The 13,889-nt window shown below is 64.1% G+C and carries 13 protein-coding genes and 1 riboswitch; of the genes, 4 read left to right on the plus strand and 9 right to left on the minus strand.

Annotated elements, in window-relative coordinates; genetic code table 11:
• The first annotated feature begins 70 nt into the window (after positions 1–70).
• Positions 71–880 carry a response regulator transcription factor gene (locus IEX85_RS10230; RefSeq protein ID WP_188860479.1) on the plus strand — a complete coding sequence of 270 codons (810 nt, stop codon included), beginning with the start codon at positions 71–73 and terminating at the stop codon, positions 878–880.
• 275 nt (positions 881–1,155) lie between these two features.
• On the opposite strand, the gene IEX85_RS10235 is transcribed toward IEX85_RS10230, so the two are convergent.
• Positions 1,156–2,649 carry an aldehyde dehydrogenase gene (locus IEX85_RS10235; RefSeq protein WP_188860480.1) on the minus strand — a complete coding sequence of 498 codons (1,494 nt, stop codon included), beginning with the start codon at positions 2,647–2,649 and terminating at the stop codon, positions 1,156–1,158.
• Between the two features lie 416 nt (positions 2,650–3,065).
• Between IEX85_RS10235 and IEX85_RS10240 the strand changes: the two genes are divergently transcribed.
• Entirely contained in the window at positions 3,066–4,301 is a 1,236-nt protein-coding gene (locus IEX85_RS10240; protein ID WP_188860481.1) for a M20 family metallo-hydrolase, read from the plus strand.
• Between the two features lie 159 nt (positions 4,302–4,460).
• On the plus strand, positions 4,461–5,201 hold the full coding sequence (locus IEX85_RS10245; protein WP_188860482.1) for a sulfite exporter TauE/SafE family protein: 741 nt from the start codon (positions 4,461–4,463) through the stop codon (positions 5,199–5,201).
• A 19-nt stretch (positions 5,202–5,220) separates the two neighbouring features.
• Here IEX85_RS10245 and IEX85_RS10250 read toward each other — a convergent pair whose 3' ends face one another.
• Complete coding sequence (locus IEX85_RS10250) at positions 5,221–5,775, minus strand: glutathione peroxidase (RefSeq protein WP_188860483.1); 555 nt, start codon at positions 5,773–5,775, stop codon at positions 5,221–5,223.
• 117 nt (positions 5,776–5,892) lie between these two features.
• On the opposite strand from IEX85_RS10250, the gene IEX85_RS10255 reads away from it, so the two are divergent.
• On the plus strand, positions 5,893–6,228 hold the full coding sequence (locus IEX85_RS10255) for a DUF2956 domain-containing protein (protein ID WP_188860484.1): 336 nt from the start codon (positions 5,893–5,895) through the stop codon (positions 6,226–6,228).
• Between the two features lie 186 nt (positions 6,229–6,414).
• Here the strand turns inward: IEX85_RS10255 and IEX85_RS10260 are convergent, their stop codons facing one another.
• The 7 genes from IEX85_RS10260 to btuB are packed head-to-tail and all read right to left on the minus strand — an operon-like array spanning position 6,415 to position 13,447.
• Positions 6,415–7,872, minus strand: a complete 1,458-nt coding sequence (locus IEX85_RS10260) for a cobyric acid synthase (RefSeq protein WP_188860485.1) — start codon at positions 7,870–7,872, stop codon at positions 6,415–6,417.
• Positions 7,869–8,852, minus strand: a complete 984-nt coding sequence (gene cobD / locus IEX85_RS10265) for a threonine-phosphate decarboxylase CobD (protein WP_188860486.1) — start codon at positions 8,850–8,852, stop codon at positions 7,869–7,871. The genes IEX85_RS10260 and cobD overlap by 4 nt, the downstream gene beginning before the upstream one ends.
• On the minus strand, positions 8,845–9,768 hold the full coding sequence (cbiB, locus tag IEX85_RS10270; RefSeq protein WP_188860487.1) for an adenosylcobinamide-phosphate synthase CbiB: 924 nt from the start codon (positions 9,766–9,768) through the stop codon (positions 8,845–8,847). Before cbiB ends, cobD begins: the two co-directional genes overlap by 8 nt.
• Positions 9,765–10,415, minus strand: a complete 651-nt coding sequence (bluB, locus tag IEX85_RS10275) for a 5,6-dimethylbenzimidazole synthase (protein WP_188860488.1) — start codon at positions 10,413–10,415, stop codon at positions 9,765–9,767. Before bluB ends, cbiB begins: the two co-directional genes overlap by 4 nt.
• 54 nt (positions 10,416–10,469) lie before the next feature.
• On the minus strand, positions 10,470–11,066 hold the full coding sequence (gene cobO, locus IEX85_RS10280) for a cob(I)yrinic acid a,c-diamide adenosyltransferase (protein WP_188860489.1): 597 nt from the start codon (positions 11,064–11,066) through the stop codon (positions 10,470–10,472).
• Entirely contained in the window at positions 11,063–11,650 is a 588-nt protein-coding gene (locus IEX85_RS10285) for a hypothetical protein (RefSeq protein WP_188860490.1), read from the minus strand. The genes cobO and IEX85_RS10285 overlap by 4 nt, the downstream gene beginning before the upstream one ends.
• A gap of 12 nt (positions 11,651–11,662) precedes the next feature.
• Complete coding sequence (btuB, locus tag IEX85_RS10290; protein ID WP_188860491.1) at positions 11,663–13,447, minus strand: TonB-dependent vitamin B12 receptor; 1,785 nt, start codon at positions 13,445–13,447, stop codon at positions 11,663–11,665.
• A gap of 118 nt (positions 13,448–13,565) precedes the next feature.
• A riboswitch (cobalamin riboswitch) is annotated at positions 13,566–13,823 on the minus strand.
• Positions 13,824–13,889: the final 66 nt, after the last annotated feature.

A 13,889-nucleotide genomic window follows, 5' to 3' on the forward strand; every position in this document is an offset into this window, starting at 1 on the left:
GCCCGATATGTGCTAAGGTTAAGGAACCTTAAAATAGTTTCCGTCCCAGAACCTCGACGAAGACTCACATATGAACAAAGTCGGCCTCGGCATTTCACCCTCGGAGAGCTGGCACAGGGACCTTGCCAAGCTGATCGAACATATCCGGATGCGGAACTTTCCGGATATTCTCAACGAAACCCTCAGACATCTTACGAGTTTCAATACCAGTCTCATTGCCACCTACAAACACAGCTACAAGCCGATCGTGGTACTCAGTACACACTCCCAGCGGCTCGGCCCGACGCTGACGAAATACATCAACGAGGTATACATTCTCGATCCGCTGTTCAACGCCATCCAGCAGGGTCTTGGCGCCGGCGTGCACCGGCTGCGCGAGATCGCGCCGGACTCCTTCGAGAGCACCGAGTACTATCGCTCCTGCTATCACGAGTTCGACCTGGTGGACGAGATTATCCTGGTGATTCCGCTCGACAACGACGTCGTGTTCACCATCTCGCTCGGACGCAAGTCCAATCTCGGCACCATCACGCGCGCCGAGCGCAATACGCTCAACAGCGTGTTCCCGGTCATCAGCGCGCTGGTGCACCAGTTCTGGCTCGCCCAGTCCTCCGAATACGTCCACGACGAGCAGGCCCACAACTCGATGGAGCACGCGCTTTCGACCTTCGGCAGCGGCGTCCTGACCAGGCGCGAACAGGAGATCACCGGCCTGATCCTGCAGGGCCACTCGTCGAAGTCGATCGCTCAGTTGCTGGATATCAGCGCCGGTACCGTCAAGGTGCACCGCAAGAACATCCACGCCCGGCTCAACACCTCGACCCAGTCAGAGCTGTTTTCGATGTTTCTCAATCACCTCAACAATCTGGCGAGCGGTTGAGCGCCGGACGGGTGACGGGTCACCGCCAGGGATGGCGGCAGTGCTGGCAACGCAGGAGCAGTTGTCAGTGGACGGGTGACGGGTGACGGGTGACGGGTGACGGGTGACGGGTGACGGGTGACGGGTGACGGGTGACGGGGAATTGTAGGAGCCCACTGCGTGGGCGCAAACCCCGTGCCAACGAGATTCGCCCACAGAGTGAGCTCCTACGAAAAGCACAAAATAGGGCGCTGCCACCGGCAGCGCCCTATTTTACGTGCAGGGAATGTCGGTGATTACAACCGGAACCAGATGGTCTTGAGCTCGGTGTATTTTTCGAGCGCGTGCAGCGACTTGTCGCGGCCGTTGCCGGAGCCCTTGACGCCGCCGAAGGCTACGGTCTGATCACCGTCACCCCAACCGTTGACCCACACCATTCCGCTCTGGATCTTGCGGCTGACGCGGTGTGCGCGTTTCAGGTTGGAGGTCCAGACACTGGCACCGAGGCCATACTTGCTGTCGTTGGCCAGGCGGATCGCTTCCTCTTCGGTCTCGAACTCGCAGACCGCCAGCACCGGACCGAAGATCTCCTCGCGCACCATCGTCATGTCGTTATTGGCGCCGGTGATGATGGTCGGCTGGGCGAAATAGCCCTCACCTTCGCGGTGCTGCCTCACGCCCCCGATGAGCAGCTCGCCACCCTCGTCGAGGCCGGACTGTACGTATCGGTTGACGGTATCGAGCTGAGTGCCGTCCACCATCGGTCCCATGGTCGTCGCCGGATCGAGCGGATCGCCGGGCTGGAATGCCTTCGCCGCCTCGGCAAGCGCCGCCAGAAACTCGTCCTTGATGCCCTTTTGCAGATACAGGCGCGATGCCGCGATACAGACCTCGCCCTGATTGCCGAAGATCGCCACCGCCGCGTTGGCCGCCGCTTCCTTGATATCGTCGCAGTCATCGAACACGATGTTCGGCGACTTGCCGCCCGCCTCGAGCCAGACCCGCTTGAGATTGGACTGACCGGCGTATTCCATCAGCATACCGGCGACACGGGTGGACCCTGTGAACACCAGCACGTCCACATCCATGTGCAGCGCCAGCGCCTTGCCAGCGGTGTGACCGAAGCCCGGCAGCACGTTGAGGACACCATCCGGCAGACCGGCCTGCTGCGCAAGCTCCGCCAGGCGCAATGCGCTCAGCGGCGACTTCTCGGACGGCTTCAGTACCACCGAGTTACCGGCAGCCAGCGCCGGCGCCAGCTTCCAGGTCGCCATCATCAGCGGGTAGTTCCAGGGCACGATGGCGCCGATCACGCCGATCGGCTCGCGCGTCATCAGTGCCAGCGCGTCGTTACCGGTCGGTGCGATCTCGCCGTAGACCTTGTCCACCGCTTCGGCGGTCCAGCGCCAGCAGCCGATGCTCGAGGGGATATCGAGGCCGCTGGTTTCGCTGATCGACTTGCCCATATCCAGGGTATCGAGCAGCGCGAACTCGTCCTGGTGCTGCTCCAGCAGTTCAGCCAGCTTCAACAGTACCTGCTTGCGCTCTGCCGGCGAGCGTTCGGACCAGACGCCACTGTCGAAGGTCTGGCGAGCACTGGCGACCGCAATATCGACATCGGCGCTATCGCATGACGCCACCTCAGCCAGCGTCGCTTCGGTGGCCGGATTGACACAGACAAAGGTTTCCCCACTCTGAGCGTCCTGGAAGCGGCCATTGATCCAGGCCTGGTTACGGAACGTCAGCGCCCCCGCCAGGGCCTTCCAGTCGTCGTAGTTATGCTTCGCCATAGTCGTTTCCTGTTCGGATTACCAGTGATTCACTACCAGTCTACGCCTTGCACCCGGCGTGCTGTATATCCCGCAAGAGGTATTTTTACCGGCTGTTGCTTGCGAGCCGGGCGCGGCCTACTCCCACGGGTATATGGTGCAAACACCGATCTGACCCGACAATTTTCTGCGCTTTTTTGCATTCCACTCAGATGGCTCGCCGCCCCGAAAAGGGCGGCTTTTTTTATGGACGTTGCGCTGAAAAGGCCGCAGATCTATAACCAAGGTCTGGGCAAAAGGGCGACCGTATAAAAGGGATTCGAGTTATCGAAGCTATCCCCTTGAGGGTATATCGACCGCCGACCGGGCCTTTTATATTGATCGAAAACCACAGCGACCGACCCGCTGATAAGACAGAATCCGAGCGAGGAGACGCCATGCCTGTAAAAAACATCAATGCCCAGCGTATCTGGAATACCCTGATGGAGATGGGTGAAATCGGCGCCACCGAAGCCGGCGGCAGCTGCCGGCTGGCATTGACCGAACTGGACCGCCAGGGGCGCGACCTGTTCGTGCAGTGGTGCCGCGATGCCGGCTGCGAAATCGGCATCGACCGGATCGGTAACATCTACGCGCGCCGTCCCGGTACCGACCCGGACGCGCTGCCGATCAGCACCGGCAGCCACCTCGACACCCAGCCCACCGGCGGCAAATTCGACGGCATTTACGGCTGCCTCGCGGGCCTTGAAGTCATTCGCACCCTAAACGATGAAGGCATCGAGACCCGCCGTCCGGTCGAGGTTGTGATCTGGACCAACGAGGAAGGCTCCCGTTTCGCACCGGCCATGGTCGCCTCCGGCGTCTACAGCGGTAAGTTCACACTGGACTACGCACTCAACCAGACCGACGCCCAGGGCATCCGTCTTGGCGACGCCCTCAAGACCATTGGCTATGATGGCGACATCGAAGTGGGCGCACGCAGGTTCGCCAAGTTTTTCGAACTGCATATCGAGCAGGGACCGGTGCTGGAGCGCGAAGACGAGGAAGTGGGTGTGGTCACCGGCGTGCTGGGCATGCGCTGGTACGACGTCAAGGTCAAGGGCGTTTCCGCCCATGCAGGCCCGACCCCGATGAGCTACCGCAAGGACGCCCTCGGCGCCGCAGCGCGTATGATTACCGCCATGATCGACCTGGCGTCCGAGCGCGCCGACGAGGACGGTCGCTGCACCGTGGGAGAACTGCATATCCCGAAAGGCTCGCGCAACGTCATCCCCGGCGATCTCAACTTCACCCTGGATCTGCGTAACGCTACCCTCGACGGTCTCGAAGCGATCGAGCGTGACGCCATGGCACTGATCGACCGCATCGCCGCCGAAACCGGCGTCGAAGTCGCCGTCGAACGCATCTGGGACTCCCCGCCGATCGCCTTTGACGCCGAGTGCGTCGCGGCCGTCGAGAAAGTCGTCGCCAAAAGCGGTTACAGCTATCGCCGCATGACCAGTGGCGCCGGCCACGATGCCGTCAACATATCCCAGGTCGCCCCGACCTCGATGATTTTCGTACCATCCGTCGGCGGCATCAGCCACAACGAGGCCGAGTACTCGACCCCGGAACAGATCGCCGCCGGCGCGCAGATTCTGTTCGAAGTGATGCGCGACGAGGCACTTGCCTGATCCACACCAGTAGGAGCGGCGCCCCGCCGCGAACCGCTCCGGCATGGCGTCAAACCGATTCGGCGCGAGGCGCGACGCCTGCGGGTTCTCATTGCCTGCAGTCAGTGCCGGGGTTAGGCTATCGCCGCCCACGCCACCGTCTCACGCAAGGATGCCGCCATGTCTGTTCTCGACTATGCCCTGCTGATCGTCGCCGGTTATCTCGCAGGTGTGCTTAATACCATCGCCGGCGGAGGCAGCTTTCTCACCTTCCCGGCGCTGGTTTATGCGGGGATTCCACCGATTGCCGCCAACGCCACCAGCGCCGTAGCCGTGCTGCCGGGCTATCTTAGCGGCGCTCTGGGATTTCGCCGTGAAATCGCGACCCAGGGCCGCGCTGAACTGCTGCGCTACAGCCTTATCGGGCTGGCCGGGGGCGTCCTCGGCGCGCTGCTGCTGCTGGTGACGCCGGCGGACGTTTTCGACGCCGTGGTTCCGCTATTGCTGCTGGGAGCAACGCTGCTGTTCGCCTTCGGCAACCGGCTGATTTCGGCTCTGCGCCGCGCAGGCCATCCCCTCCCGATGGCGCCGGGCCTGATGGCGGTCGCGGTTTACGGCGGCTACTTCAACGGCGGACTCGGTATCATGCTGCTGGCGCAGTTCTCCGCCGCCGGCATGCAGCAGCTGAACCTGATGAACGGCCTGAAAAACCTGCTGTCGTTCGTGCTGTCGTCGATATCCGTCGCCACCTTTGCCTTCGCCGGAATCGTCGAATGGAACGAAGCCCTGGTGATGATGGTGGCGGCAACCGCCGGCGGTTACAGCGGTGCCGCAATCGCCCGCGCACTTCCCGCACGCGTGGTACGCGCTATCGTGATCGCCGTGGGCCTGATCATGACGCTGGTCTTTCTGCTTCGGTAGCAGGCCAATCGATGCAGCGCTAAGGCTGGTCTACGTCGGCCAATAACTGCCGGATCCTGTCCATCAGCTCGGGATCGTCAGGCTCGGTGCGGCTGCCGAAAGCCGCGACGAAATTTCCGTCACGGTCGATCAGGTACTTGTAGAAGTTCCATCGCGGCGGGCTGTCGCTGGCCGCCACCAGATCGCGCCAGAAGGGCGAAATCTCCTCGCCGCGCACCACCGTCTTGGCGAACATCGGAAACTGCACGCTGTAGGTCGAGCGGCAGAAATCCTTGATCTCGGCCTCGGTTCCCGGCTCCTGACCGGCGAAGTCATTGGATGGAAAGCCCAGCACCACCAGCCCGCTCGTCCCGTATTCATCGTAGAGTGCTTCGAGGCCTTCGTACTGATCGGTAAAGCCGCACTTGCTGGCGGTGTTGACCACCAGCAGCACCTTACCGCTGTAGGCCTCGCAAAGGTTGACGGTCTCTTCCCCCGCAAGCTTTCGCAGATCGTGATCGAGCAGCGCCGGGCATCCGGCCATCAGCGGCCCGCTGATCAGTCCCATCAGCAAGCCCGTAAAGAGTGCATGCATTATCCAACCCCCCGGTTAGCCTCAATTCACGTACGCCAGTTTACTGCAGTTTGGACCATTTTGACGCCGCACCGGACGATCGGGATAATCAAGCGAACCTCAGCGCAAGAGCAGAACATGGTCCGATATTCCAAACAGCAGTCCCCTTCCGCGGAAACCCAGGACGAGGCGATGAAAATCGCGCGGGCCAACCAGCGTCCGGGGCAGACCAAGGAACAGACAAAGCTCATCGCCCAGGGCATACAGAAGGGCATCGCCGAGTACAAGAAGCAGCAGAAAGCCAAGTCCCGCGAGGCAGACAAGCAGCGCAAACAGGCCGCACGGCACGACAGTGACGACGCGGCCCCGGATGCACTGGAAGCACCGCAGTTGCGGCCGAGCCCCCTGCCCTGGATCCTGCTTATCCTGTCCTGGCTGCTGTTCGGAGCTTATTTTATTGTCCGGCCGTTCTGACCCGGCTGCGGTGAATCGATCCAGGATCAGGGATTGTTCGCAGGGAGGTCCCGCTCCTACGCAAGCCGCCGGTGCCAAAACGGTTCGCCTGTAGGAGCCCGCTCCGCGGGCGAACATTCTCCGGTGCCTCACGGGTTCGCCCACGGAGTGGGCTCCTACCAAAGAAAAGAAGCCGCGCTGCCCGGGTTAGTCCAACCCCAGCAACCGGTCGATGGCGGCCAGGTCCAGGTGCTGCTCCAGGGTATCCGCCAGGCGATCGATACCCGCCTCCCGCAGTGCGTCGTAGTCCGGCGTTGCGGCATCCATCAGCCCCGCCCAGCACAGCAGGCTGTCGCAGGCGACACTGCTGTCGAACAGGCCGTGCAGATACGTCCCCATCACCTGGCCATCCTCACTGACGGCACCATCGGGCCCCTGCTCCAGCTTCAGCGCGGGGCGCGTCAGGGCTGCCCCCTCGGTGACACCTGCGTGGATCTCGTATCCCCTGACCGGCGTCCCGTCCAACGCCAGCACACCCGCGACGTTGCGCAGCTGCTTGTGCGGCTCCAGCCGGGTTTCCAGTGCCAGCAGTCCCAGCCCGTCGCAGCTGCCTGGCGCGCCTTCGACGCCGTGCGGGTCGTGCAGCCGGTTGCCCAGCATCTGGTAACCGCCGCAGACACCGATGAGTTTGCCGCCATAGCGCAGATGGCGACGGATATGTGCCTCCCAGCCCTGATCGCGCAGCCAGGCCAGATCGCTGCGCACAGACTTCGACCCCGGCAGCACGATCAGATCGGCAGGCCCGGGGGTGGCGCCGGGTCCGATGTATTCGAACTCGATCCTGGGATGCAGGCGCAGCGGGTCGAAGTCGGTGTGGTTGCTGATATGGGGCAGCGCCGGTACCTGCACGCGGAAAGATGCCGCGGGCTTCGGTTGCGCCTCGCGCGGCAGCGCGTCTTCGGCTTCGAGGTGCAGCCCGTGCAGATAGGGCAGCACGCCGAGCACCGGCTTGCCGGTGCGGGCCTCGAGCCAGTCGAGGCCGGACTGCAGCAGCGCGATATCGCCGCGAAAGCGATTGATAACGAACCCCGCGACCCGATCACGCTCGGACTCGCTCAGCAGCTCCAGGGTACCGACCAGATGCGCGAAGACACCGCCACGGTCGATATCGGCGATCAGGATCACCGGGCAGTCGACCGCCTCGGCAAACCCCATATTGGCGATATCGCGATCGCGCAGGTTAATTTCCGCCGGCGAGCCCGCGCCCTCGACGATCACCGCCTGGTATTGCCGACACAGGCGCGCGTGGGACTCGAGCACCGCCGTCATCGCCACCCGCTTGTAGTCGTGATAGAAAGCCGCTTCCATATTGGCCACCGCCCGGCCATGAATGATGACCTGGGCGCCGGTATCGCTGTTGGGTTTCAGCAACACCGGATTCATGTCGGTATGGGGCGCCAGTCCGCAGGCCTGCGCCTGCACAGCCTGGGCCCGCCCGATTTCGCCACCATCGACCGTGACGGCGCTGTTGAGCGCCATGTTCTGCGGCTTGAACGGCGCCACCTGCAGGCCGCGCCGCGCCAGCACCCGGCACAGTCCTGCGACCAGGGTGCTTTTGCCGGCGTCGGAGGTGGTGCCCTGCACCATCAGGGTGGTTGCTGTCATCCTGCTATATTCCTCAGTGCGTTTTGCAGCCGGCACCAGCCGGTCTCGTCGGGCGGCAGACCGAAGCGCAGGCTCGCAGGCCTGTCGAACAGGCGGGTCAGGATGGCCCTGACCGCCAGCTGCTCGTGAATTGCGGCGGCATCCGCGTGCCGGACCCATTGAAAGAGACTGCAACCGCCGGCCGGGGCCAGCCCGTTTTCGGTCAACAGGCGCCGCAGTCGCCCGCCCTCGACGACAAGGCGCTCGCGGGTCTGTCGCTGCCAGTCAAGATCGGCAAGCGCCATACGCGCCGCTTCACGCCCGGGGCCCGAAACCGCCCAGGGCCCAAGCCGTTCCTTCAGGGCCTCGAGCAAAGAAAGGTCGGACAGTACGAAACCGACTCGAATGCCGGCCAGTCCGAAAAACTTGCCGACCGATCGCAGCACGATCAGCCCTGGCCTGCCGGTCGCTGCCGCCAGGCTCAGCCCGGGCTCGGTGTCGATAAAGGCTTCGTCGACCACCAGCCAGCCGCCACGCCCGGCCAATACGCCATGCCAGTCGAGCAGCTCGTCACGGCCGAAGCGGCTGCCGTCCGGATTCCCCGGATGAATCAGCACCAGCACGTCGCTGTCCGGCAGCCGCCGGCGAAGCTCCGCCACAGAGACGCCCTCGACCTCATGGCCGGCGCGCCGCCAGCTCTCGAAATGCTCCCGGTACCCCGGCTCCATCACGGATACCCTCGAGCGCGACCTCAGCCAGGGCAGCATCTGTATCGCCGACTGCGACCCCGCGACCGGCAACAGGGCGTCGCAACCGTAGTAGTCCCGCGCAACATCTTCGAGGCCGTCGTCCGGTTCGGGCAACCGCGCCCAGCTCGCCGGCGGCAGCGCCGCTACCGGATAGCCGTGTGGATTGAGCCCGGTGGACAGATCCAGCCAGTCCGCCGCTACACCGCCGTAACGCGCCACCGCCTGACGCAGCCGGCCGCCGTGCTCAAGCATGGGTACTCCAAGTCATATAACCGGCCAGCACCAGGCCGACACTGAGCCACAGCAACAGCGCATTGCGCACCAGCTTCAACGCACGCTCGATATCCTCCGCCTGCGGCGCGGCTCCGTTCCCCAGCCAGGGCTTGGCCTTGAGTATCCCGTGGTAGCAGGCCGGCCCGCCGAGGCGCAACTCCAGGGCACCGGCCCCCGACGCCATAACGGGCCCGCCGTTGGGGCTCTCGCAGCCCGGCGCCTGCTGCCGCCAGCAGCGAAGCGCCGTTCCGGTCGAGCCGAGCAGAGCATAACTCAGTGCCGTCAGCCGCGCCGGCACCCAGTTGAGCAGATCATCGATACGGGCCGCGCACCAGCCGAAGTATCGGTACCTTGGCGTTCGATATCCCCAGCGTGCATCCAGGGTATTCGCCAGGCGGTACAGCACGACACCGGGCAACCCGGCAACGACGAACCAGAACAAGGCACCGAATACGGCATCGAGACCGTTCTCCAGAATCGACTCAATCGTCGAGGCCTCAATATTCATTTGTGAAGCATCTCGACTAACTATAAGCGATGCACGATCCCTAGCCATCGTCTCATTACCACTTTTCAAAGCAGCAATTACGGGTTGTGCATGTTCATGCAAACTGCGAAAACCCAGCGCCCAATAGAGCCCCAGCACCGACGCCGGCAGGTACAGCGCCGGCCAGCGCAGCAGCAGCGCCGCGAGCAACGTCCAGGGGGCGACCAGCAGCAGCCAGCCGAGAAAACCGGCGAGCGTCTGCCGCCAGGGCCCCTGTGCCGGTCGCAGCAGCAGCGCTTCGACCCGGTCGACGAGGCGCCCGAACGCCACCAGCGGATGCCAGCGCAATGCAGGCTCGCCAAGCCGCCAGTCCAGCGCACAGCCGACCAGCATCAGCAGTACGGTCATCGCCCCCAGCCATCGGTGAACAGCAGTTCTTCCAGCGGACGTGGCTCGGCCCATCCCTCCTCGACCAGCATGGGCCGGGTGTAGAAGGCATCCACATGGCCAAGACAGAGCAACGCCACCGGCTGGCTGCCCGGGGGCATTTCCAGCAACGCCGCCAGGGCCTCGGGATCGAACAGCGAAACCCAGCCCATGCCGAGGCCCTCGGCGCGGGCGGCAAGCCAGAGGTTCTGAATGGCACAGGCCACCGAGGCCAGATCCATTTCCGGCAGGGTACGGCGACCGAATACATGACCTTCGCGCCCGTCCATCAAGGCGGCCACCAGCAGCTCACCGCATTCGCGCACGCCCTCGACCTTGAGGCGCAGGAACTCTTCCTCCCGCTCGCCGAGTGCCCGGGCGGTGCACTGCCGTTCCAGATCCACCAGCTCGGCCAGCTGCTGGCGCAGCTCCGCATCGCGGATACGGATAAAGCGCCAGGGCTGCATCAGCCCGACACTCGGCGCACAGTGCGCGGCCTCGAGCAGACGCGCCAGCACGGCGGGCTCGACCGGATCCGGCTTGAAGTGCCGCATATCCCGGCGTTCGCGGATCGCGCGGTAAATGGCGTCACGCTCGTCCTGTGTGAAGGCGGTATCGTCGCAGGTCATGCCGGAGTCGTCCTTGTGCGTCGCCGTTCGGCAGGCGATGGGTTCGCCATACCCTCAGAGCTCGATGCCCGGCTGAGCCGCGACCCCGGCGCGAAAGGCATGCTTGACATCGCCCATCTCGGTCACGGTGTCGGCCAGTTCGATCAGTTCGGCGGGCGCGCCGCGACCGGTGATCACCACGTTCTGATGCGCAGGTCTCGCCTGGAGCGCGGCAATCAGGGCGTCGATTTCAAGGTAGCGGTATTTCAGCGCTATGTTGAGTTCATCCAGCACCACCAGGTTGATGGCAGGGTCGCGCATCAGCTCACAGGCCGTCGCGAACGCCGCCTGGGCTGCCTGCACGTCACGCTCGCGGTCCTGGGTTTCCCAGGTGAAGCCCTCACCCATCACGTGGTAGCGTACAGCCGGCAGGCGGCGAAAGAACGCCTCCTCCCCGGTGCTGAAAGCCCCCTTGATGAACTGCACCACCCCGACCTGCTGATCGTGCCCGAGCGCCCTGGCCACCATGCCGAAGGCGGAGCTGCTCTTGCCCTTGCCGTTGCCGGTCAGCACCAGCACGATACCCCTTATCTCATCGGCGCGGGCGATGGCCGCATCGACCACCGCTTTCTTGCGCTGCATCCGTGACTTGTGCTTTTCAGTTTCGCTCATGCGTCGGACTCCCGGCGTGCATTGGGCGCCCCGCTACCCGTCGCCGCGAGTACGGCGGCGTGGAGCAGCGCGGCGGTACCGATATAGAACCCCATCGACGCCAGACTGCGGGGGCCGTAACGCAGCAGTCGCTGCCCGAGCTCCGCCAGCGTCGGGTCGGCGAAGCGCCCCGAAAAGAAGTAAAAGGAGCCGCTGGAGATCAGCTGACACAGGCTGGACGCCACCAGCACCGAGAGGACCAGCGGCAGCAGCGCAGACAGCTGCGGCCGGTATTGGCCGGCAAACCAGCGACCGCCGAGAAACAGGGCACCGTAGGCCGGCAGCAGCATCGGGTAAGCGGCGCTGACGCAGAAGTCGGAGACACCCTGGAATCCGACGGCCACAACGTCGAGCAGTACAGCCTCGACCATTAGCGCCAGGAAGGCCCATTTCGAGCGCAGGTAGAAACCGGCGAGAAAGAACACCGACCAGGACGCGCTGGGCAGATTTTCCAGGCTGGCGAAGTGATGCCCGCGGGTCGCGAGCATCAGCAACGCCAGCCCCAGGCCCAGACCTAAGCGGGCGCGGGAACTGAGTTGCAGCATGGGAACCGTCCTTTATCGGGGCGCGTAGCCGAGGGTGACGTAGTAGGCGCGATCGTCCTGGTTATACCCGGCAGCGGTCTCGTAGTCCTTGTCGAACAGGTTCGCTACCCTGGCACCGAAGGTCCAGTCGGCCGCCAGGCGGTAGTTCGCGCGCAGATCGAAGGTGCCATAGCCTGCGAGGGTGACGCTGCCATCCGGGCGCCGGCTCTCGGCATGAAAGACACCGCCGACCGTCAGGTCGCCGAAGCGGCGGTCCAGATCGACGTTCAGCACCCGTCGGGCGCGCCGGCGCAGCTGCGAGCCGTCGTCACGGTCCTCGGGGTCGCTGAGCAGCAGGTTGGCGCTCAGGCTCCAGCTTTGGTACGCGACCGCATACACCGCCTCCAGGCCGCGAATACGGGCGGAATCGATGCTCGCCGCACGATAGCTGTAGGTCGCCGGATCGACCAGCACCGAGCTGATCAGGTTGTCGATATCGTTCTGAAACAGCGACAGAGACCAGGAGCCATAGGCATGACGCCCCTGCAGGCCGACCTCGAGGTTCTCCGACTCCTCCGGCGGCAGGTCCGGCGTACCGTAGTTGGGGAAGTAGAGCTCGTTGAAGCTCGGCGCTCTGAAGGCGGTACCGTAGCTGGCGACCAGTCGCAGCGACCGGTCCAGGTCGTATCCCCAGCCCAGGCTGCCGGTGCTCTGGTGGCCGAACTGCTCGTTGTCGTCGTACCTCAGCGCAGCGATCAGTTCGTGAGCGCCAAGGTCGAACTGGTACTGACCGAAGGCGCCGCGGTTATCGCGCTCGCGGGTATCGTAGGCTTCGCTGCTGTCGAGCTCGTCGTTCTGGTAGTCCAGCCCCAGGGTCAGCAGATCGTCGCCAACGGCGATGTCGTTCTGCCAGCTGGCGCTGTCGCGGCGCGTGTCGTAGCGCGACATGAAGACGCCATCGCTGAAATTGTCCGACTCGTCCCAGCTGCGCCCCAGTTGCAACGTCGAGTCCCAGCGCTCGCTGAGCATCGTTTTGAGGCGCGCGCCCAGCACCTGCTGCTCGGATTCGGACTCGTTGTAGAAGCCATCGTATTCGACGTCCGCTTCGGTACGAAGCCAGTTCATCTCGACCTCGGTGCGCTCGCCGAGCGTGCGTCCGGCCCGCAGCGATACCGACTGGTTGCGGTAGCCATCGTCGTCGGGTTCGGCATCGCGCCTGGCGTCGAAGCCGTCGGTGTCGAGACCGCCGAGGCCAAGGTTGAACCAGCCCGCATCGCTGCCGCCGGACAGTCCCAGGCTGCCTTCAAGAGTGTCGTGCGAGCCCAGTGTCAGGCTTGCGCGCGGCTTGAGATCACCGCCGCCCCTGCGTGTGAAGATCTGAATCACGCCGCCGATCGCTTCGGAGCCGTAGAGGCTCGAGCGCGGACCACGTACGAGCTCGATGCGCTCGACCTGGCTCAGCGGCAGATCCTGGATCGCCACCTTGCCGGTGGTGACAGAACCGACCTTGATGCCGTCGATCAGCACCAGTACGTGATTGGAGTTGGTGCCGCGCAGGAAAATGGACGTTTCCTTGCCCGGACCACCGGTGTTGCTCAGCGTCAGACCGGGTACGCCTCGCAGAACCTCCGGCAGCATCTGCGCCGAACTGCGTTCGATTTCCTCACGGGTGATGACGGTGACCGGCGCCAGGGTCGCGTCGGCGGTCTGGGCGGTTCGGGTGGCGGTCACGACGACCGGAGCGAGGGCGGTACCGGTATCGGCAAAAACGCCGCTGGAGCCAAGCAGCAGCACCGCCGGCAGCGAAAGTTGTTTCATCTGGAGGTTTCCTTTCCGTGCTCACCCGCACGGCATGCATAGAAGATCCGGCGGCGGAAAGGACAGACGCGGGCACGCGGACACCGAAAGCGCCGCGCGTCGCAGGCAGCCCTCCGCTGCGCCGACAGTGCTTGTGGCCGGTCTCCGGACTTGCGAACGACCCCAGGGGATCCCTTGGGCCCGGAACCGCGCCTTCCCATGCACAGGAGCACAGTGGCATATCACGGTTCCTGAAAGCGGCTAGCTTTCGGTTCGCCTACCGTTGCGGGGGCAGTGCCGGCTTTGTCATACGTGGCAAAAGACACGACAGACGCACCGGCTTCCCGATTAAACCCTTATCGCAAGCGACAGGGGTACCAGAAGCAGGGGCGCATTGTAGAGAGGGCCGGGCTCGAAAGCAAAGGGGACTGACTGGTGAGTGGTGAGTGGGCGGGTTACGGGT

This window comes from Marinobacterium nitratireducens (genome assembly GCF_014645375.1).
Lineage (GTDB): Bacteria > Pseudomonadota > Gammaproteobacteria > Pseudomonadales > Balneatricaceae > Marinobacterium_A > Marinobacterium_A nitratireducens.